The 22,985-nt window shown below is 38.0% G+C and carries 17 protein-coding genes; 13 read left to right on the top strand and 4 right to left on the bottom strand.

Annotation, left to right across the window (positions count from 1 at the left end):
• The first annotated feature begins 179 nt into the window (after positions 1–179).
• From IPO27_13940 to IPO27_13930, 3 genes are all read left to right on the top strand, one after another.
• Entirely contained in the window at positions 180–995 is an 816-nt protein-coding gene (locus IPO27_13940; protein ID MBK8847574.1) for a hypothetical protein, read from the top strand.
• Between the two features lie 122 nt (positions 996–1,117).
• Positions 1,118–2,263: an oligosaccharide flippase family protein gene (locus IPO27_13935; protein MBK8847573.1), complete on the top strand. Its 1,146-nt coding sequence runs from the start codon at positions 1,118–1,120 to the stop codon at positions 2,261–2,263.
• Positions 2,260–3,021: a class I SAM-dependent methyltransferase gene (locus tag IPO27_13930; GenBank protein MBK8847572.1), complete on the top strand. Its 762-nt coding sequence runs from the start codon at positions 2,260–2,262 to the stop codon at positions 3,019–3,021. The genes IPO27_13935 and IPO27_13930 overlap by 4 nt, the downstream gene beginning before the upstream one ends.
• Position 3,022: 1 nt before the next feature.
• On the opposite strand, the gene IPO27_13925 is transcribed toward IPO27_13930, so the two are convergent.
• Entirely contained in the window at positions 3,023–3,724 is a 702-nt protein-coding gene (locus IPO27_13925) for a class I SAM-dependent methyltransferase (protein ID MBK8847571.1), read from the bottom strand.
• 139 nt (positions 3,725–3,863) lie between these two features.
• Here IPO27_13925 and IPO27_13920 point away from each other — a divergent pair, with 139 nt between their 5' ends.
• A complete protein-coding gene (locus tag IPO27_13920) occupies positions 3,864–6,335 on the top strand; it encodes a T9SS type A sorting domain-containing protein (protein ID MBK8847570.1) in 2,472 nt (823 codons plus the stop codon).
• A gap of 387 nt (positions 6,336–6,722) precedes the next feature.
• Here IPO27_13920 and IPO27_13915 read toward each other — a convergent pair whose 3' ends face one another.
• The gene (locus IPO27_13915) at positions 6,723–7,424 is read right to left on the bottom strand and encodes a carboxypeptidase regulatory-like domain-containing protein (protein MBK8847569.1); all 702 of its coding nucleotides are present in this window, start codon (positions 7,422–7,424) and stop codon (positions 6,723–6,725) included.
• A gap of 197 nt (positions 7,425–7,621) precedes the next feature.
• Here IPO27_13915 and IPO27_13910 point away from each other — a divergent pair, with 197 nt between their 5' ends.
• The 5 genes from IPO27_13910 (at position 7,622) to dnaB (ending at position 12,382) form a co-directional block, all read left to right on the top strand.
• The gene (locus IPO27_13910; protein ID MBK8847568.1) at positions 7,622–8,191 is read left to right on the top strand and encodes a sigma-70 family RNA polymerase sigma factor; all 570 of its coding nucleotides are present in this window, start codon (positions 7,622–7,624) and stop codon (positions 8,189–8,191) included.
• On the top strand, positions 8,184–9,248 hold the full coding sequence (locus tag IPO27_13905; GenBank protein ID MBK8847567.1) for a CDC27 family protein: 1,065 nt from the start codon (positions 8,184–8,186) through the stop codon (positions 9,246–9,248). Before IPO27_13910 ends, IPO27_13905 begins: the two co-directional genes overlap by 8 nt.
• 6 nt (positions 9,249–9,254) lie before the next feature.
• Entirely contained in the window at positions 9,255–9,917 is a 663-nt protein-coding gene (locus IPO27_13900; protein MBK8847566.1) for a leucyl/phenylalanyl-tRNA--protein transferase, read from the top strand.
• A gap of 230 nt (positions 9,918–10,147) precedes the next feature.
• Positions 10,148–10,339 (top strand): T9SS type A sorting domain-containing protein, encoded by a 192-nt coding sequence (locus IPO27_13895; protein ID MBK8847565.1) that lies wholly within the window; start codon positions 10,148–10,150, stop codon positions 10,337–10,339.
• 525 nt (positions 10,340–10,864) lie between these two features.
• Positions 10,865–12,382: a replicative DNA helicase gene (dnaB, locus tag IPO27_13890; GenBank protein ID MBK8847564.1), complete on the top strand. Its 1,518-nt coding sequence runs from the start codon at positions 10,865–10,867 to the stop codon at positions 12,380–12,382.
• 114 nt (positions 12,383–12,496) lie between these two features.
• On the opposite strand, the gene IPO27_13885 is transcribed toward dnaB, so the two are convergent.
• Positions 12,497–13,705, bottom strand: coding sequence for an MFS transporter (locus tag IPO27_13885; protein ID MBK8847563.1), 1,209 nt, complete (start codon positions 13,703–13,705; stop codon positions 12,497–12,499).
• Between the two features lie 162 nt (positions 13,706–13,867).
• Here IPO27_13885 and IPO27_13880 point away from each other — a divergent pair, with 162 nt between their 5' ends.
• The 4 genes from IPO27_13880 (at position 13,868) to IPO27_13865 (ending at position 18,970) form a co-directional block, all read left to right on the top strand.
• A complete protein-coding gene (locus IPO27_13880) occupies positions 13,868–15,658 on the top strand; it encodes an ABC transporter ATP-binding protein (GenBank protein MBK8847562.1) in 1,791 nt (596 codons plus the stop codon).
• Positions 15,658–16,716, top strand: coding sequence for a tetraacyldisaccharide 4'-kinase (gene lpxK, locus IPO27_13875; protein ID MBK8847561.1), 1,059 nt, complete (start codon positions 15,658–15,660; stop codon positions 16,714–16,716). The genes IPO27_13880 and lpxK overlap by 1 nt, the downstream gene beginning before the upstream one ends.
• Positions 16,688–17,494: a purine-nucleoside phosphorylase gene (locus IPO27_13870; GenBank protein ID MBK8847560.1), complete on the top strand. Its 807-nt coding sequence runs from the start codon at positions 16,688–16,690 to the stop codon at positions 17,492–17,494. Before lpxK ends, IPO27_13870 begins: the two co-directional genes overlap by 29 nt.
• Before the next feature lie 69 nt (positions 17,495–17,563).
• Positions 17,564–18,970 carry a choice-of-anchor B family protein gene (locus IPO27_13865; GenBank protein MBK8847559.1) on the top strand — a complete coding sequence of 469 codons (1,407 nt, stop codon included), beginning with the start codon at positions 17,564–17,566 and terminating at the stop codon, positions 18,968–18,970.
• Positions 18,971–19,043: 73 nt separating this feature from the next.
• On the opposite strand, the gene porU is transcribed toward IPO27_13865, so the two are convergent.
• Positions 19,044–22,910: a type IX secretion system sortase PorU gene (gene porU, locus IPO27_13860; protein MBK8847558.1), complete on the bottom strand. Its 3,867-nt coding sequence runs from the start codon at positions 22,908–22,910 to the stop codon at positions 19,044–19,046.
• Between the last annotated feature and the right edge of the window lie 75 nt (positions 22,911–22,985).

Genomic DNA, 22,985 nt, shown 5'->3' with positions numbered 1-22,985 from the left:
CCATTTTTTAGCTCAAACATAACATAAATATCACTTAAAAAAAAGTCTAATTGCAATGGCTAAAATATTTCCAACCATTCATCTGCTATTCCAATACTTACATGTTCAGTTGCAATTTGGGCCAAACAAATAATTAAAGATACAAATACTATCTTCGCCAACTTCAAAATTGGATTTATATGCATTCAAGAAAAAGCTTTCTCGAAATTTACGATAAAAATACTTCAGAAATTATAAATTACATGTCTAATGATATTGTTAATGAAATATCATTCCACAATGTTGGATGGACTATAGAAAACATGGATTTAAAAGTTTATCTAAAAGCATCAGGCAATCGATATTATGATTTATACGTTACAGCTGCAGAAAACAATGTCAAAACAATAGTAGATGTTGGCGGCTTTTGGGGTGCCTTTCCACTTACAATGCTGCAATTAGGCTTTGAAGTTTCCATGACTGAAGCTTTAAAATATTATAGTGAATATTTCAATCCGTTTTTCCAATTCTTGAATAAAAAAGGTGTAAAGATTATTGACTTTGATCCTTTTGAGGTAACATACTCCGGAGATAAGTTTGATATGGTTTGTGTGATGGCTGTTATTGAACATTATCCTCATTCACTTTCATTTTTCATGGAAAATGTAAAAAAAATGCTAAAAAATTCCGGCAAGTTTTGCTTTGACACACCGAATATTTTATACATAAAAAATCGATTTAATTTTATGATGGGAATGTCTCCATTGCCCAATATTAAAATCATTTATAAATCAAGAATACCTTTTATTGGCCACCATCACGAATATACACCACAAGAAATGATTGACTTATTAGCAATTGCGGATTTTAAAATTGACAAATTAAAAATGTACAATTACTCACCAACAAGACAAATCAATTTCCGCAATTTTATAACCAAACCATTTTCAATTATTGCAAATATTTTGTTTCCAAAAACACGAGAGTTGATTTTCGCTATTGCAAGTTTCAAATAAATAGTATTTTCAATGTCTCAAAAAGCCTTCGTGAGCAAATTCAATTCAATATATAAATCTGATTTTTTCATCAGGTTCTTGATACATTCATTTTCAGAATTGCTCTTGTAGGTTGTAGCTTCTTGATTATTTATTTTTTATCAAACTATCTTAAAGCTGATGGCTATGGGCAGTATGGCTATATTTACAACAATGCACTCTTATTTGTTCAAATTACCAGCTTAGGCCTCATTTCAACCAATCAATATTTTATTACTGAGGACAAATCTTTAACTTCCAAAATTTGGAGTAATTCCATTATTGTTTGCATTATATCAGCCATAGTTTCCTTTTTATTTTTTCAACTGATACAAATCAATGAAAATTCAAATTGGCTTTCGGGTGTAGCATTTGCATTATTATGTTCGTTCACATTGTATAATATGATGTGCAAAAGTGTTGTTATGGGCTTGGATCAAATTAAGGAAACCAATCGGTACGAGTCATTTGGTAAATTATTAAACTTGATTTTGATTGTGTTACTGATTTCGTTTTCAATCATTGATTTTAAAAAAGCATTGGTGATTTTAATTTTTTCAACAATTATATTGTCTGTTTTATATTCACATAACATTTATAAAAGAAACTTTTCAAAATTTAAGCCCAATTTAAATACACTGCGCGAAAATTTAGGTTTCTCTTTTCAGCTACATGTTGTCAACCTTATTGCATTTCTAGTTTATAGAATTGATATTTATTTTGTGAAAAATTATCTTGAACCAAAGGACATGGGTGTCTATAGTTTGGTGGTGGGTCTTGCGGAAAACATGAATATTATTGGAACTGTTATTTCGGGATTGATGATAAATAAATTTGCAAAATTATCAACTCAATCTGAGATGGCGGATAAAACTCTCAACATTGTTAAGTACAATTCAATGATTATGTTCGCAACGTTTATAATTTTACTACCCTTTATTTCAATAATATTTGATTTGCTCTTCCATAAAGACTATAGCATTGGAGTAATTCCGTTTATCATTTTACTTTCTGCAAGTATTTTGTTAAGTTTGGAATCTATAATCGCACAATTCATTTATAAAATAAAACTCGTCCCATTCCTAATTAAACATTGGATAATCAGTTTGGCACTTAATATTATTTGTAATTTTCTGCTAATAAAGTCTTACGGTTTAATTGGTGTTTCTATTTCAACATTGGTTGCTTATGGATATGTATTTTTTGTTATTCTATTTAAATTTCTTTCAATTAAAAAACAGTATCGATGATAAAAATTAACGAAAACATTTGGGGGCATAAATATCGCCTTACATGGTTTAAAAAATTTGTGACAAAAGAGCAACTTGGTTTAGAGTTTGGTTGTGGCACTGGAATAATGATTACATCGCAACTTACACAAGATGGTTACAATTGCATTGGTATTGATTTAGACAAAGCCTCTATCGATCTAGGTAACAAAATATTTGCAGAGCATGGTTTGCCACAGGATCGATTATTTTGTAAAGACCTCAACACTTTTCCCGATAATCACTTCGATTATATTCTTGCATCAGAAGTATTTGAGCATATTGAAAAAAGCGATATTGACGCTATTGTAGAATTACTAAAGGCGAAATTGAAACCCGAAGGAATTATGATTGTAACCGTGCCTAATGGTTTTGGTTGGCATGAATTTGAAGAAATATTTTGGGCGCACTTGAATTTCCGCAGGGTTTTCAGATTTCTTTACATTTCTCAGGCATTTAATTATATCAGATTGAAATCAGATACCTATGTAAGTAAATATCCTTCAACCATCGCGCATTCGCCACATGTACGCAGGTTTACTTTAAATTCGATAAAGGCATTGTGTGCCAAGCATAATTTTGAAGTATTTGAAACACGCGGTTCCGTATTTTTTTCAGGTGGATTTAGCGATATGCTTTTTAGTGGTGTAAAACCAATAATGGCACTCACCCGAAAACTTGGTGAGTGGTGGCCCTCCATAGCTACAGGCTTCTACCTCGCAACGCGGAACAAAAAATAGTTTATTTTTTTGTGCACTTTGCTAAAATGTACCATCCATAACGGGTGCTGTATTTTTGCAACATGCCATCGGTAAATAGTTTACCAAGCAAAGGAATATCTTCTCTATTTAGGTGGCGTATATCGAGCGCGTCAATTTGAAATTTTGATAGCAATTGTCGCATCATCTTTTTTGTAAATAGTTTTATGTAAGGTTTATATTTTTTTCCATCGGCACCGGCTTCGAGTGTGCTAAGATTTCCATCATAACCAAGTCGTAAAAATCCAAACTTGACAATTCCATCTAAAAAACATTTTGTCCAGTAATGAAAAAAGCTGTCTTTATAATACAGCCCAATAATAAATTCACCATTCGGTTTAAGTACTCGAAAAACTTCGTCAACACATTTTTCAATATCGGGAGTATGATGCAAAACACCAAATGACGAAACCTTATCGAAAAAATTATTTTCATAAGGAAGTTTGGAAGCATCGCCCAAGGTTAAGTTCGCATTTAAATTTCGCAATTTGAAATTTAACGATGCTAAATCAAAATGATGAGGTGTAAGGTCGATACCATAAACATCGGCACCACCTTTTGCGTATTGAATCAAATCAGTTCCTTGTCCAAAACCAACTTCAAGCAGCTTTTTCCCTTTTTGCTTATCGTATTCAAAATAATTTTTCATCCAGGGTGCATATTCTTCGTACCGATATTTTTCCACATTCTCAAAGTAATCGAGGGTGTATGTTATATCACCGATTTGCCCGCACGGTGTATTGTTCCATTGTGCTTTGGTTTGTTCTTTTATTTTCTCTATTCCGATTCTTTCATATATTTACATCAATAATCCTCTGTACAAAATGTTTGGTAAAAACAACGTAATAAAATTCATATTCACAATACAATTGTTTCATGTTATCGTTTGCCAAGGCCAAAACACATTTATTAAACAATACAACAAAACGGGTAACGACAAATTTACAACGATTCAGTTTTCAGATAGTGGCTATGTAGTTGGCGGTTCTTCGCTTTCCACATTCAACAATACTACCACGGCAAATTTACTTTTAATAGATGAAACAGGCAATATCAAAAATGCTGTTGAGATTAATAGCACAAAAGGTGATGAAATCCGTAAACTAATTATTACAAAGGAAAATCAAATTGTTTGTGCTGGCTATAGCAATATTAATGGCGGTAACAATGATTTCTTTATTGCAAAATTTGATTTGTCGCTCAATAAAATATGGATAAAATACTTTGGCGGCAGCAACGATGATTGGCCCTTTGATTTAATTGAAACCAAAGACTCAGGCATTGTAACCGTGGGCCTCTCGGATTATAGCAATAGCACATGCAATACTAGTATTATTAAAGTCGATAAAAATGGTAATCAAGTATGGCAAAATAATTTAGGCACCAATTACATAGAGTGGGGCAACACTTTATGTGAATTAAGCAATGGAAATATACTAGTTGCTGGATGGGGAAATACAGCCAATCAACTTACTGACATGGATAATTTATTACTTTTACTTGATGAGCAAGGCAATTTGCTGCAAACCAAAATGTTTTACACCGCATATGATGAAGGCATATATCATCTTGCAGAACTTCCTAACAAAAACATACTTTGTAGTGGAGGAAACCATGTGGCTTTTGGAAATCAAGAAAATTATTTTTTAATTGAAATAGACAGCAATTTAAATTCACAAAGTGCATTCCAATATCAATTGCAAAACACCAATACAAGAGCCTTGCAAACGGTAATTAAAAATGATTCAACTTATTGTACGCTCGTAAAATTCAATGCGCCAGGCACGGCTGATAAATGCATTACAAATTCTACAAATACCGGCAATATAAATTGGGCCTACATGTATCCAACCAAGACGCAAGCATACTTTGGTGGCATTTCATTATCGAATGATGCAATTATTTCGGTGGGCAGCCACATTGATAGTCTGTCAAATCAATATTCCGCTAATATGCTCAGTGTTGATAGCAACGGTAATTTGCCAAACGGATGCTATCAACAAACTCTTGCTTTTGTACAACTACCTTATTTTTTCGATTCCACTTCTTTTAGTTTAAATCAATTACCACCGCTTGCGTTCGATTCGGTTGCGTTGTCGATTAATAGTGACACATTTTCCACCACCAATTTCTGCACCCCATCCCTTTTACCCATTTGCAATATTGCATCTTCCGATTCTGTATTTTGCGATAAGCAGGCTATAGATTTTTATGATCTTAGCACCAATAATCCTACACAATGGCTGTGGTTTTTTTCGGGTGCTTCGCCAAGTATAAGTACTATGCAAAACCCTGTCAACATATACTATGCTAGTGCAGGAAGTTTTGATGTTACGCTCATAGCCTGCAATGGTGCGGGGTGTGATACACTTAGCGTTACACAATTTATTAATCAAATACCGCCTTTGCCTCCACCTGTTATCACCGTACAAAACGACACGCTATTTTGCTCTGCCGCATTTGCCTACCAATGGTTTGCGGTAGGCGACAGCGCTGCACTGTCCACCAATTCATTCTTTGTACTGCCCGATACAGGCAATTACTACGTACTCATAAGTGATAGCAATGGCTGCATGGTGGCCTCGGGTGTATACAGCGCATTGCCTCATACATCATTTACATGCACCGATACAAGCGTGTGTGCACCAGCCACCATTACTTTTGTGGATAGCAGTAGTGGTCAGGCCAACTCGTGGTTTTGGATTTTTGCCGGGGGTGTTCCTTCTTATTCAGGCAGCCAGCATCCACCACCTGTGGTATTTGCTAATGCTGGCACTTACGATGTTACACTCATAACCTGCAACAATACCGGTTGCGATACACTTACTATTGCAAATTATATTATAGTACATAACCCGCCAAATGCAGTATTTTTAAGCACCTCGGGCGATACCATTTTTGCCCCTTTAGGTTACACTTATCAATGGTACAATGTAACTGACAGTGTAAACGTGCTAAGCACTGCCAACTATTTTTATGCAACAGATAGCAACACCTATTATGTGATTATTACCGATAGCAATGGGTGTACGTCAGCTTCCGCATTTATTAACACCGGTATTGCCACTGCTGCGCTTGTGGCTACACTACAAATATTGCCTGATAAAATATTAATTCACACGAACAGACCGGCCTATTTTAATATTTATAACCTAATGGGCCAATCTGTGTTGCAACAAAAAATGGTAAGTAGTAAGGACATACCAACATCGCATTTGCCTTCAGGCATATACATTGCCCATGTACGCGATGAATACACTAAACGCAGCATCTCAAAGAAATTTGTAATTAAATAGATTCAGCTTTGCATGATGGGTAAAATGTATTTTTCAACATAAATGTTGACCTGCCACTGAGTCAGACAACAAAGTGATTTTGCAAACAGTCTAATAAACACGTTGTAAAAAAGCCGCAATATATTTTGTGATTATGTATTGGCATACTCACATATAGGTACTTGCAAAATTAATAACCATAGTTATTTGTTGCAAGCGTACACGCGTTTGGCTTTTTCAAACTGCACTATGGATAAGCTAACAATATCTCTGTATAGTAAAATTAACCTAGCAAAACAAAAAAGCAGTTGAAATTTATGTTGCACGCCCGAATGCTGGCGCGAGCTTATAGCTCGCGCCAGCATGGGTTGGTAATGCAAACTGTGCAAGCGCATTTGTCAGAATTAATTACTGCGCCCCGCTTCCAAAAAAACCTTTGGTAGTAATAACAATAATACCACCGGTAGCATCGCCATACATAGCCGGTACACCTCCAGTAATTACAACAAGTTCGGCAATGGCACTGCGTGGCATGCTAAATCCTTCGTCCATACGTATGCCATCAACTATATAGTGTGTGCCATTGCCGCGTGAGCCGCGAAAATTAATTTCGCCACCTTCCCGTTTTTGTACTGCCCCGGTTGAGAGGCGTGCAAAATCTTTTACATCGCGCAATACACTTTTGCGTATTTCGGTAGCATCTATTCTACGTGCGGTCATGATATCGTCTTTCTCAATTACCGGAGGCAAATACGTTACAGAAATTGTAGGCAAATCGATGCCTTGTGGCAAATAAAAATCTTGAAATGTAATGCGTGAGGTACTCACCATTACTTGTTCCATCACCTTAGTTCCGTAGCCGCCCTTAAATACTTTAACTGTATATTTACCAGGCTTTAAGGCACTAATGCTATACTGTCCATCATCAAGCGTAAAGGTATTGGCAACCTCTACACCTTGGCTCAATACTAAAACGGTTGCCATTTCGATGGGCTTCTTGCTCGTGCTATCTGCAATCAATCCTTTTAAGACACCATCGGTAGTTTGTGCTTGCACATACAGGCTGCAAATTGCTAGTAGCAACATCATAAAATAACTTTGCTTTTTCATTTTTTAATTGGTTTTATTTTGTTCAACATCTTGTTTATTGCTTAGTAGATAAATCACCTACCCTTTTCCATAAAACCATAAAGCGGGTATTGTCATTTTTGTGCAACAATGCCGGCACGCATATCAAATATGCTACTTGCACGTTTACATTTATGGCAGCAAACAGGACACTTTGCTTTTGTAAAAACAAAACCACCATGTGGTTCAGGAATAAAAAACATATATCAGACTATAGCGATACCGAGCTAATAGGCCGTTATAAGGAATGTGACGATAACCAATGTATTGGCATCTTATACGAACGCTATGCTCACTTAGTATACAGTATATGTTACAAGTATCTTCAAAACGAAGATGAGTGCAAAGATGGTGTGCTTGCCATTTTCGAAAAACTATTTACTGACCTTAAGAAATACGAGATCAATAACTTTGGTTCGTGGCTGCACTCGGTAACACGCAACTATTGCCTGGCCGTGCAAAAGAAAGAATCGCTCAAAGTGCCGCTCAATGAACAAACAACAAGCCACACGGAGCTGGCCATCCAGGATGATGCAGCCATACTCGATCAATACATGCCGCATTTGCACGAAGCCTTGCACACCATAAAAAAACCACAGCAGGAATGTGTGCGGTTATTTTACCTCGAAAAAAAATCGTATGTCGAAATAAGTAACTTTACCGGATATAGTTTGAAAGAGGTAAAGAGCCATATTCAAAACGGGAAGCGAAATTTAAAAATATACCTGGAGCAAAAACGGAATGCATAAGGCGGGTACACATACACATCTTACAGCGCGCGAGCTTGAACTATACAGCACCGGCACTATGGATATAGTAAAGCAGGAGCTGGTAAAGCATCATCTTGCTCAGTGCGACTTATGCCGCGAAGCGCTCGATGGTGCCGTACAAATTCCCGACAAGAAAATACTCTATCAGCTTCCCTACACCTGGTCGGCCACCAGGAGCAAATCGATAAAGCACAAACCACTATCGTCCACATTTAATTTATGGCATGTATTATTGGTAGTTGCAGTATTGTGTGTTACTATAGGTGTATATGTTACCATCATTTTTAACAATAAAAAAAGTGAACCTGTAAAAACGGAACAAAAACAAACCAAAGAGCCAACCCTCGAAAGCGAAAACTTTATCGCACCCCTATTAATAAACCATGCTGCCGGTGATACTCTCATTGCTTATCAGAAAGTGAATACCACAAGCGGAAAGATTGAAGCACATATAGAGCAATGGATGGACATGCCCAAACTAGCAACCCGTAACGTAAAAATTACCGACACCTCGCTAGAGGCAGCAAAGTCATTGTATTCGCTCAGCTTTGACAATGTTATTTACATAGAGAATTATAAGTTGATAAAACCTCTAACAAAACCTATGATTGAGCCTGATGCCCTTGGCATACAGGCTAAATATAAAGATAAAAATGAACAGCTTGCCGATGCCGAAAACATACATGCAGACTATCACCTCCAATTTGCGGGGATAGTTGAGCATATCCACCAACAGCAGTATGCCGATGCTATTTATATGCTTGAGCGCCTGAGCAAAGTCAATCCTGACGATAAGAACTGCATTTTTTATTCCGCATTATGTTATGAGCTCATGCAGGATTATACCAAAGCAATTGCAGGCTATCAATCTATTTTATCAGGCAACATCAATGCTTTCTCGCAAGAGGCAGAGTACCACCTCTTGCTCTGTTATAGGCAGTTGGGTAACATAACAGCTTATAACCAATTGTTGACAAAAATTTCAAATTCACATTCACATTATTCGGCACAGGCACGTAAACTTGCACCATTATAATGGGGTATGTCCAACAAAATAAGTTTTGAAGATTTATTCTTGCTTCCAACTGACGATTTTGTAATTCCGCTTAAGCGGGATGTATCTGATTTGGTAGCCATTACAGCCGATTTTACCATCGCGCGAATAAAGCGTGCCTATTCCTTAGGCATATTCCCATGGCACAAGCATGATGACTTATTTTTCTGGTATGCGCCATCACCTAGGTTTGTAATATTCCCCGACAAACTACAAGTAAGTAACAACCTTGTAAACCGATTGAATAGTGGCAGGTATGAGATAAAAATGAATACCTGCTTTGAAGAGGTAATGGAACATTGTGCTACGGTAAAACGTAATCACGAAAATTCAACCTGGATTGAAGACGAATTTTTTGACCGCTACCTGCAATTACATAACGAAGGTATGGTGCAAAGCGTGGAAGTTTTTGAAAACAATGAGTTGGTTGGAGGATTATATGGAACTATAATAGGCAGTGTGTTCTGTGGCGAGAGCATGTTTCACCTGAAACCCGACACCAGTAAACTGGCTTTGCTTTACCTATGCCAAAGCAACATGTTTAGTTTGATAGACTGCCAATTAAAATCGCCTCACCTCGAAAAACTTGGTGGCGAATTTATCAGCTTTCGAAAATACCTTTCGTTTGTAAATAAAAAAACGAAGAGCTAATGCGTTTTTATAGCCATACTTGAAGCAACTAACTGTTGCGCAATGCCAATACAAAAATTTTAGAGGCACTGCGAAGTTGTTACTTTCAAACAGTAGTAATCATTCAAATTTTTTAAACACAATAACCCACCTCAACTAGTAAAAGACTTTATAAATTTGACGTTTTTCTTACAGAAACTCAATTCTTCTTACATGAGGCTTGGGAAAAGTTTTTTATTAATGCAAGTGGCATGAAAGCCGATGACATAACTATGAGTGTATACGATGGCAAAGGCAGTTTGAAGATGGAAGTTGAAAGATTGAAGGTGGTGGGTGGCTACTTTACCCAAAGTATAAATGCTGCCAACTGGCCTGCAGGGCTCTATTTAGTTGAACTAAAATCTAACAAAGAAAAATTAGCATGCAAGGTTATAAAATATTAGTAGGGTTGATGTTGCTAAGTGGAAGTGGCTCGCAATGAAATAGGAAGATAATAGAAAATCATTTTCAGATTTAGGGCTTGGTTAAGAGTCTGTTTAAGATTTACCTAATTGTCCTAATAAAACGAATATTCCAATTATAATCGTAATTCATCTGAACAGAACGGCATTGGTATGGAATTACTAATTAACCAAGGGACTTTCGTAATATCACTAACCCTGATGGGAGTGGCATCCTTTTTTTTGCGTTTTTAATACAAACACATTTAAAAAAAAGATATAACGGACAGCAGGAACTTATTGTAATTAGTAAGGTTGATGACCGCGGTTTCGGATTGTTTTTTACCTTAATCTTTTTGTTGGAATATAGATACAATTTAGGGAGAAAATTTTTCAACTATATTCTTGTTTACAACTATTCAAAATTATTTCCCTTTGAGGCGCTGGGTTGAAAAGTATTTTTGCGTCCCCAATTAAAATAACCCACAATCAGTTATCTTTAAACGATAACTAGTAAAGCAATAAAAGATGGAGCCCGGAGCAGATAGAAGTATAAAGAAGCGTGCAGCTAAGGTAGCTGCAAATTTGGTGATGTACAATGAACATGGTAAGGTGCCCCCGCAGGCTCGTGATGTGGAACAAATTGTGTTGGGTGCTATATTGCTTGAACGAAACGCTCTTAATAGCGTTATTGATGTGCTTAAGCCGGAGGCATTTTATGATGAGGCTAACGGAAAAATTTTTGCTGCTATACAACATTTGTTTCATACAGCACAGCCGATTGATTTGATAACGGTAACGAATGAACTTAAAAGTCGTGGCGAACTGAGTATAGTTGGTGGCCCCTATTATATAAGCACGTTGACTAACCGTGTGGCAAGTGCTGCCAATATTGAGTTTCATGCGCGAATTATTATTCAGAAATATATTCAGCGTGAGTTAATACGCATAAGTACTGAAACGATTAAAGATGCTTTTGAAGATACAACCGATGTGCTCGTATTGCTTGATAAGGCTGAGAAAAATTTGTTTGCCATAGCCGAAGGAAATTTGCGTAAGCAATATGATAATATGCAAACGCTGATAAGCAAAGCCATAAAAGAATATGAACGCGCAGCAGCCCAACCAGACGGGGTGATAGGCACACCAAGTGGCTTTAGCGATTTGGATGCCATAACATCGGGCTGGCAAAAAAGTGATTTAATAATTATAGCTGCAAGGCCGGGAATGGGAAAAACTGCCTTTGTACTATCGCTGGCGCGCAATGCTGCGGTGCAGTTTAAGAAAGCGGTAGCGGTATTTTCGCTAGAGATGAGTAGTGTGCAGTTGGTAAACCGCTTGATAAGTAGCGAAACCGAAATTAGTGGTGAAAAATTACGTAAAGGTAACCTGAATGAAATGGAATGGCAGCAGTTGAACAAAAAAATTCAACAGTTGGAAGAAGCCCCCATTTATATTGATGACACTCCTGCAATATCGATTTTTGAACTACGGGCAAAGTGCAGGAGGCTTGTAGCCGAACGCAAGGTGGAACTGATAATAGTTGATTACCTTCAGTTGATGCAAGCCGGTGGCGAAATGCAGCGTGGTAATCGTGAACAGGAGATAAGCACCATATCGCGCTCGCTAAAAAGTATTGCTAAAGAACTTGAAGTGCCTATAATAACTTTATCGCAGTTGAGCCGTAGTGTGGAAACGCGCGGTGGCATTAAGCGGCCACAACTTAGCGACTTGCGCGAATCAGGAGCGATAGAGCAGGATGCGGATATGGTAATTTTTATTTATCGTCCGGAATATTACGGTGTTACCGAAGATGAGGCCAACAACAGCACGGCAGGTCTTGCCGAAATTATTGTGGCTAAAAATCGCAACGGGTCGCTGAAAACGGTGAATCTGCAGTTTATTAATCACCTCACCAAGTTTGCCGACTATGCCAATTACAGCCTTGTGGACGAAACATCGCCTGCTGCTTTTGGTGGCCCACAACCAAGAATTAGCAAGTTTTCGCGTATGGATGATTTGCCAGATGAGGATGCTTTGTTTTAAGATTTGTGCGTAGGTAATTGCAATAGCTTCTCTTCTACTTGTTTTTATTATCAGAATATTTTTTTTTGGAAGTAATCGTAAACGATTGCTTTTCTTTTACAACATGAAATTGTATTAGGATACGGTCATGTTTTTTTCGCGTTTGCCTAACCAATAATATCCCCCTGCACTAATGGCCATAAGAATAATAAACAAAACCCAAACTGCATTAAAATTATAGGCGTGAATTAAATTGGTAACCATAAGAGGGCATAGCACTTGTGCAATGCTCCAACAAAGACTATACATAGCTGTATACTGACCACGATTGCTATCGTTGCAACGTTGCATCATGGCTTTCATCATGAATGGCATGGCAAACATTTCGCTAAAGCTTATAAGCATAACACCGGCAACGAGCCAATAAATATTTACGCTGAAAATAAGCGCGAGGTAATTGAGCAACAACAATACACATCCTACAACAATAAAATAATAAGGGTGACGCTTACCATCAATTTTAGAAATCAATATCATTTCGATTAACACAACAAGAAAACCGTTGAGGCCAAAAAGTAATCCAATGGTGCGACTGCTTAGGTGATGTACATGGTTGTAGTATAAGGATATGGTTGTAATCATTTGAAAAAATGACATGGCATAAATGATATTGAATAAACTAAACCACAAAAATATTTTATCGCTATAGGGCCCACCGGTAAATGATTGTTTGATGGAGATGTTGTTTGCTCTTTCTATTTTGGAGGGCTTCACCGCAATGAGAATAATGATAGCGGCCAGAAAACAGGTAAGCGAATCGGCATAAAAAATAAGCTTGTAATTGAACAAGGCTACCATGCCCCCTGCAACAGGGCCAATGCTAAAGCCAAGGTTGATGGCCAACCGATACAATGCAACGGAACGTGTATATGTTCCGGGTGTAGCCAATTGCGCAATGCCAGTGTTGGCAGCAGGTCTAAAAGCATCGCCACTGAAAGATATAAAGAAAGTAACTAAACATAGTAGGAAATAAGAAGTGATAAACGATGCAATGAGCAGCATGATGCTGCTGATAATTAAGGATAAAACAATGACAGGGAAAAAACCAAAGCGGTCGATGAGATATCCCGAAAGCAACACACCCACAAATGAACCCGTGCCAAACATGGCCATGACCACTCCAATTTGCTGAACGGAAAAATGTAATTCCTTTTCGAGGTATAAGGCCATGAAAATAATAACCAAAGTACCTACGCGGTTGATGAGCGTACCTAACGATAGCCACCATACCTCGCGCGATAGACCACTGTAAGCGCGGCTTAGTGTATGTAGCAACGAAATCATAGATGGCACAAATAAAAACAAACTAAATAGCATAATGCGGCCAATCGAAAAAATAAAGGCCTCGCGTGATTCGTAAGTTACCCGCAGAAGGGAGTAATGTTAACGGTTATAACAAAAGGAGACCGATAAATTTACCATCTTTGCAAACCTTTTCTTTTTTGCGTGAAAGAACTTCAATATTTAAATAAATATTTTTACAAATACCGAGGCAGGTTGGCAGTAGGAATCGTATTTGTAAATTGTGCCTGCTTGTGTCAGATTTTTCCTGCACAGATTATGCGCGATGCCATTAATGAGGTTAGCCGTTATTTTGATATACCTAATCAAACCATGGATAAAAGTGAAATTTACCAAAGTGTAATACGCTATACCTTGCTCATAATTGGGTTGGCACTATTGCGTGGTATGTTTATGTTTTTTATGCGTCAAACCATCATTGTTATTTCGCGCTGGATAGAGTATGATATGAAAAACGAAATTTTTTCAAAGTACCAACAATTGAATGCTTCTTTTTACAGTGTAAACTCGACCGGTGATTTGATGAACCGCATTAGCGAAGATGTAGCCCGCGTGCGCATGTATGTAGGCCCTGTGGTTATGTATGTAATTAACCTGACGGTTACTATTGTGCTCACGGTATATGTCATGTCAACCATTAACTGGAAACTTACGTTGATTGTGCTTACGCCACTACCGGTGCTGGTATTTATTATTTATAAAGTGCACGATATTATAAACAAAAGAAGCGATGAGGTGCAGGAGCAACTAAGTAATCTTTCGACTTTTGTGCAGGAATCATTTTCGGGAATTCGCATTATACAATCATTTGCACGCGAAAAAAGTTTTGAGGCTTCATTTGCAAATGCAAATGGAGATTACAAAAAAAAATCGCTGTCACTAGCCAGAATAAATGCACTTTTCTATCCAGCAGTTACGCTGCTTATAGGTTTAAGTACCATACTTACAATTTACTTTGGAGGTATGGCGGTAATAGATGGTTCATTTGACATAGGCAGCATTGCAGAATTTATTATGTATGTAAATATGCTAACATGGCCGGTAGCATCGCTGGGCTGGATTATTACGTTGGTGCAACGTGCAGCGGCATCACAACAACGAATTAATCAGTTTTTAAATCAAACAACCGAAATAGAAAACACAAATGTTGAACCCTCACAATTTAAAGGTAATATCGAATTTAGGAATGTGTCGTTTACCTATAAAAATTCAGGAATAGAGGCTATAAAAAATTGTTCGTTTATAATCCATGAAAATGAAACGGTTGCCATTACCGGAAAAACAGGAAGTGGAAAATCTACCATTGCAGTATTACTGTTGAGGTTGTATGATTGCGATAGTGGCGAAATATTAATTGATGGAAAAAATATTAAGGAAATTAATTTAGACGCATGGCGCAAGTTTGTTGGCTATGTGCCCCAGGAAATTTTTCTTTTTAGTGATACCATAAGCCGCAACATTGCATTTGGTCTTGATGCCGAATCTTTATCGGCAAAAGATTTACAACAAAAAATAATTTCATCGGCATCGGATGCTGCCATAGATGCAAGCATAACTCAATTTGAAAATGGCTACGAAACCCTCTTGGGCGAAAGAGGAATTAATCTTTCGGGAGGACAAAAACAGCGCATTTCCATTGCTCGTGCGTTGGTGAAAGAACCCGGCTTACTCTTGTTGGATGACTGCCTGAGTGCAGTAGATACGCAAACCGAAGAGCAAATAGTTTCAAATATTAAACGACTGTCAACCGCTCATAAGTCCATTGTTATATCGCATCGTATATCCACTATTAAATTTGCTGATAAAATTTTGTTGCTTGAAAATGGCAACCTTATGGCACAGGGCACCCATGAGGATTTGCTTAACAATAATGCGTTGTATTTCACTATTTACAACGATCAATTGATAAAAGAAAACCAAGAGCTTATTTCTTAATGAAACTGTTTCGCATCATACGGTATCTATTATTCCCGGTAGCAATTGCATGGTGGGTATTTTCACACATCAAAAATTTCTGTTACAACTATTCCATTATCAAAAGCAAACTTTTTTCCTTTCCGGTAATCGTAGTGGGCAATCTGCAAGTTGGTGGAACAGGTAAAACGCCCCTAGTAAAGTATCTGGCACAATTACTTAATGAACAAACCAGTGCCATTGTTAGCCGCGGGTATGGTCGCAATACCAAAGGTTACAAGATTGTACAAGCAACAGACAAAGCAAGCGACTGTGGCGATGAACCGTTGGAATACGCAACTACACTTAGCGCTGTAACGGTAGCTGTATGCGAAGACCGCGTATTTGCACTCGAAAAACTTAATCAGGAAAATAAAATCAACCTGGCTATTTGCGATGATGCCTTTCAACATCGCAAGCTTAAACCCGGCATGGGCATAGTATGTACCCGTTATAGTTCGCTCTTCACTGACGATTTTATTTTACCCATAGGCAATCTGCGAGAACCTGCAAGCGGGGCCAAGCGGGCTGATATACTGGTGGTTACCAAATGTCCGGCAACTATTGCTTTGTCAGATTTTGAAATCGTTTCCAAAAAAATAAATCCCCTCCCCCATCAACATCTGTTCTTCTCACAAGAGGTATTTCTTCCACTTTATACTCCCTATAGTCATACAGAAACATCAATCAGCCCGGGTACAGCATGTTTGCTTTTTTGTGGCATTGCCCATCCTGAATATTTATGCAACTACCTTAAATCGCTGGGGGTTACCGTTACATTAATGGCTTACCGTGATCATCACCCTTATAAAACAGCCGATTTATTGGCCATTCAAAATAAATTTGATACTATTGCTTCGGCACAGAAAATGATAATAACCACCATGAAAGACTATATGAGGATAAAGGATATGCCTATTCCGTTTCAGCGTGAAGCATTCTTTATTCAACCTGTGGGAATGGAAATTATTAGAAACGAAAAAAATAAATTCGAAAAATTAATTGCAGATTATGTTAGATCAAATTCAAAGAACAGCTGATTTTATTAAAGAAAAAACCAATTTCGATGCAGAGTATGGAATCGTACTTGGCAGTGGCTTAGGAGGTTTAGTAAACAAAATTGAAAAATTATCGGAATTAAGTTACAGCAGTATTCCGGGATTTCCCGAAAGTACGGTACACGGTCATGCCGGTAAATTTATATTTGGTAAGTTGGGTAAAACCAACGTTGCTGTAATGGCGGGGCGGTTTCACTTTTACGAAGGTTGGACCATGGAGCAAGTAGTTTTCCCTATCAGAGTTATGAAGTACATGGGTATAAACAAGCTGATATTAAGCAATGCGGCAGGTGGCATGAATATAAATTTTCAGGTGGGCGACTTAATGATTATTGATGATCATATCAACTTAATGCCTACCAATCCGTTGATAGGTAAGAATTATGATACACTTGGTCCACGCTTTCCGGATATGAGCGCACCTTATGATGCCGACTTAATAAAACAAGCCAAAGCCATAGCTGATGCAAAAAATATTCGCTGCCATATAGGAGTATATGCAGCCGTTTCGGGCCCTTGCTTCGAAACAAGAGCAGAGTATAAATATCTGCGCACCATAGGTGCAGATGTAGTTGGTATGTCAACCGTACCCGAAGTAATTGCCGCCCGACACATGGGTATGAATTGCTTTGCTATGAGCATAGTAACAGATTTAGGCGGCTTTCCCGATGTACAAACCGTTAGTCACGAAGAAGTATTAAAAGTGGCCAACGAAGCAGAAGTTAAAATGAGCGCCATTGTTGCTGAAATGTTGTCTTAACATGTGCGCTATCGTTTAACACCATAATAATAATTTACTTTCAAAATAAAATTTTAATAAATAAAAACAATGAAAAAAAGTTACTTGATTATTCTAATGAGCACCATTCTCAGCTTGTTAACCATGGGAGTATATGCTCAATTCTCCTCCCAAAACATTACCATGTTGAGCAATTGGGACGATACCACCGTACCTGCCGAAAGCTTTTACGGTATACGTTATAATGGCATCTGGGGATATGCTGCCAATGGATATGAATATGCGATAATAGGCGCAACTACCGGAACGTATATTATTAACGTTACTAATCCTGCCGTACCTGTAGTAGCAGACTTTGTGCCCGGTTGCCGTGTCGATTGCATTTGGCGTGAACTTAAAACCTATCAAAACTATTTGTTCATGGTAAGTGATGATTCACCACCAAACTGTCTTCAGGTTGCCGATTTAAGTTTTTTGCCTGATTCGGTGCACATCGTCCATCAAGATGATGCGATTATTGAAACAGTTCACACCATTTTTGTTGAAGGAAATTATTTGTACGGAGCTTCGCCACGCGGTGGTGCTGTTGGCAATTCTGCAACAATGGCTGTGTATGATATTACCAATCCTGCTTCTCCTGTGTTGAAACGCGAATTAAATCAGGACGACCCTAACGTAGGCGGTGCCCACGATATGTTGGCAGTGAATGATACTGTTTATGTTTCGGCAGGTTTTGATGGTTTGCATATCTATACGTATGATGGCGTGGCAAATCAGTTTACCAAACTTGCTTCGGTTACCACCTATCCCGATGCTGGCTATAACCACAGTACAGCATTAACTGACGATAGCAAAACACTTGTTGTGGTAGATGAAGTGCCTACGGGTTTGGCTATCAAAAATTTTGACGTTACTAATTTTTCGAATATCACAATTCCGGCTGTATATAGAAGTACTCCAAATTCTACAGCCACTCCGCATAATCCATTTATGATCAACGGCAATCATTGTGTGGTAGCTTATTATCAGGATGGCGTGCAGATTTTTGATGTAAGTAACGTTGCTGCACCTGTGCGCACAGGTTTCTTCGATACCAACCCTACTGATGGTGCAGGGCTTCCAAATCCAAGTTACTCAGGTGCCTGGGGCGCTTATGTGGAATTGCCCAGCGGTATTATTGTTTCTTCTGATATGCAAAATGGACTGTTTGTATTGGATGCTTCGGTAGCATTAGGAACTTCTAACACGCCACAAGCAAACTCTTCTTTTAATGTTTTTCCTAACCCATGTAGAGATTTTACGCAATTACACCTAAGTGGTTACAAGCAAGGAACTATTAAGATAATGGATGTAGCCGGTAAGGTTATATCTGAAACTATTATTGCCGAAAATCAAAATGTGTATTCCATTGCCACTGATAAATTTGCAAAAGGAGCTTACCTAGTTGAACTTTCTAACGCTAACAGCATTATTAGAAAGAAATTGATTAAGCAATAATTTTACTCTACAATTTCAGCTCATAAAAAAACCGGCTCAGCCGGTTTTTTTTATGAGAAATATAATCGTGATTCTATTTCAGCAACACTAGTTTTTCAATTTTCTCAGCGGTCTTACCATCCAGGTTCGATACTTTGAGTTTGTATAAGTAAACACCACGAGCTAACTGATCGCCAAACTCATCACGTCCATCCCATTCAATTCCCTGATTGTAGCCCTCACAGTTCACTATCTGATTAAATTCTTTTACAACCTTACCGCTTACAGTAAATATTTTTACTTCTACCGTAATCGTATTACATGCCTGATTATGATCAAACATAAACTTTGTGCGGGTAGTAAATGGATTGGGATAATTAAATACATGATTTAACGCAAGCGAAGCATTCTCGGCAACTACAAAATCAATTTTTGCTTCTGACGAATTATTAAAAATATCCCAAGCGCGCAATTTTAAATTGTGCGAACCGGTTGATAGTTTATATAATGGATAGATTACCTTGCCTTCATTATATTTATTTAAATCTGCCTGATAGTAATCATTCAATGTATAAGTAGTTTGATTATCATTATCTAATATGGCGCTCAGGTCATGACCCACCCCTGTTCCAACGGTATTAATGCCATACTCATCGCTTAGTACTGCATATATGCTGGGATTTTCGTTGGTTGTGCCACCCGAATTGAATTGCTCGTTATTCATATACAATTTAATATCCGGGCCCTTGTTATCAGCAGGAGGATTCTTATTAATAGCTCCTACCAAAATGCTGTCATAATATCCCTGTGCATCGGTAGATCCATCTTGTGCATAAAGGTTTACTCTTCCCAATCCCACATTATAATCAATATCCTTTGGTATATAAAACGAAAACTGAAATTCACCGTTTTTAATTTCAGCCTTCCCTTTGTAAAGCGAATTTTTTCGCAACGAAAAAGAAAAAGCACTTGATGTTCTGGGGTCATTAATCAGGTTATTTATTATTTGCGACTTATCATAAATAGTAGGGTATGCAACTCCCTTATAATTGCTAAGTAACTGGCCTTGTAAGTCGGTTACCTTCCCTTTCATAGTTACAAGGCTCATCGCTTTTAATGTATCATTAAAAGCTTGAACAGGTTTTCCATTAATCTCGGTAATGGACATATTATACTGTGGATATGCCGGCACTACAGCCGGGTCGCCCAGCAAGGTAAAATTTCTGTTAGCATTGTCCGATGCAAGTGCTTTGGTATAGCGCATTACTTCGCCCAGGGTTGGTTTGCCATTCGAAAAATTAAAGAAGCTTTGAATCAGGTAGGTATTTAATGTTTCGTTGGATGTAGTAAAAGCAACGCGACTGGTAGTAAACAAACCAATTCCACCACCTTCTCCGTTTATTAATACCAACTCTCCGGCACTTATACGTCCAGGATCATCATGGCGGCTAAATTCACAAGTGGCTGTAACAAATATTGGAAGACGGTTTACGTTTTTCCAACTACGTATATCCGAAACTTCAAGCACGCGCTCTTCGCTCCATCCTGTTTCGCCACCATGCCCGGCATAATTCATAAGCAATGCTCCTCGCTCTACACGCTTGGTAATGGCATCTTTAACAGCTGGATATCGCTCGCCACCAGGTGTACTTATTTGTTCGAATGAATCAAAATAAATTTTGTCTTGTAAATAAGCAGGAGCCTTTTGAGCAGCTATTAATGCCATTTTATCGGCATGCTTCACATGGGTAACACCATCTTCATCGTCTCCAATAAAACATAAGGTATTGCGCCAATCGCCCAGCGGTGTAGTCGCATTATTATTGCATGCTGCTTCTTCAATGATAGCACTCGGTTTGGACGAATAATTTATTACCTTATCAACACAAGTAGCCGCTTGTTGGTCATTAATAACCGGAAACCTTCCAATACCAATATCAACTTCTTCGGTTCCATCTACTTCTCCCTCGTCATCATCAAGCAAACCAAAAAAATCATCCGTAACAAATGAAGAAACAAATGAGCAGCCATCTTTACTTTGAAAGGTGGGCAAAAAGTTTCCTGACTTGTATTCATTATTCTTATTGTCATAACTACCATCGCCAAACAACAATAGATACTTTGGTATTTCGGATGGCTGAGTTGCTCGCTTATAAAACATACGCAACATATCCCTTATTGCAGACACATCAGTAACCCCGCTCGAAAACTCATTATACACTTCTGTTGTGCTTACAACCAAAGTTGTTATGCCATCATGGCTCAGATGAAATTCGGCAAGACGATTGGCCTCATCTACAAATTCTGGATGTGCAACTATAACCATCTTAGGTATGGGTTGCCCGTGTATATCCTGATTGGCCACAACTTGAGAATACGTTGGTTCAAGAATGGCGTTTTCTATAAATAATATATATTGTCTCAAGGTATCAGTAGCGGCAACAAATTCTGCTATACCTCCTGTATTAGAATACTGCTGCTGTTGCACTTCATTATGACGTGTTACATCCCACAAGCGTGGAGTGGTGCCTTGCACATTGGCAATCTTAAATGCCGATACCTTTCCTAAACCTGCGCTCTGCTTGCTTCTGAAAGGCATATATGATTGCGAAAATATCAGATTGCGGCTCACATTAATTTCAAGGTAATCAAGCCAACCATTTGCATTCCCATTGATGCGTGTAAATTTCATCTTAATAGGAATGGGCCCTTGCTGCACATTAAATGTTTTATCAATGACATTGCCAAACTCATCGGAAGTAGGTTTACAAAAATTACTGAGGTAATTGCTAAAAAGTAAATTAACCTTTAGCTTATTGATCGGAGTGTTATTATAGCTTACATCAAAGAAAACATCCGTATTAAAAGTGCGTGCGGCAAACTCTGTTCTCAGGTACGCGGGCTCGCTTGTATTAAGGTTCGAAAAATCGAACATGACAGTTTGTTCTGGATCAACATCAAACTGCCTTCCATACCAATCGCGGCCCGACTTAATGAAATTTGTTTTCTCCTCTTCAAAATACTGATAATCATCGTAGGTCGTGATGGTTGTGTTTGGCAATTGGCCACTGTTTGCAATGGTAGCTATTCTCTTACCTGCATTTCCTTCAAACATTACAAAATACGCTACGCTGTCACTGTATAAATGTAATTGATGATGGTAGCGATTATCGGTATTTGATAATTTCCATCTAACTGGATCTTGGGAGTAAAACAAAATATAATCTTCCTTATCAAACTTGCCATCAGCCATACCAACTGTTTCAATGGCTATCTCCTGCAGGTCGTCTGCTCTTGCCACCGAATTGGAAAAAGGCAGCATTCCTCCACCATTGTTATAGATTTTTATCAGGCTTGGATCAATACTCTCGGGCTCCGTTTTAAATTTACGCTTTATAAAATCATAATCCATTCTATAAACACCTTCCTTGTTAACCGTAACCTTATACCATGTGCCATTGGCTAGCACCGAATGGTCTGCAAACTTCTGATTCCCTGCAGCAATTGGCTGTATGGCACGGTTAGCAGTTTTTTGTTTCAACGTAAACGAAATCAATTTTTCAATTTGTCCATTTTGATTTTTGCGAAAAGGCAAAAATTTTACTCGCAATACAGGTTGTTTGCGGTTGTATGATACAATAGTTTGAGCATTAATGCTGGCAGGTATTACCGCATTGGCTGGTAGCAGGGAGCTATGTTCAAACGGTGCAAACGTATAATCAGCTAATTCAAATTCAACTCCCGCACCCAGGTTTTCAAATCGCTCAACATAATATGGAAACCCGCTTTCAAAGTCATGTATAGAATTATCAAATATGATAAATTTTTGCTTTGCATCTTTAATCTGTTCCTCTACCGGCTCATACCAGGTTATGGTACGCTTCATATCCTGTGATATTGAAATCAAAGGATACATCATTATGATAGAAAGAACATACTTAACGGTTTTTATTATTTTCATTAATTGTTTAGATTTGATAGAGCAAATTTAGTGGTTGGCTTCCGGATATAAAAACTTAGTTTTCAAATCGGAACA

The sequence above is a fragment of the Bacteroidota bacterium genome (assembly GCA_016714535.1).
GTDB lineage: Bacteria > Bacteroidota > Bacteroidia > AKYH767-A > OLB10 > JADKFV01.
The sequence above is the reverse complement of the archived record's forward strand: the minus strand, read 5'-3'. Positions and strand labels throughout refer to the sequence as shown.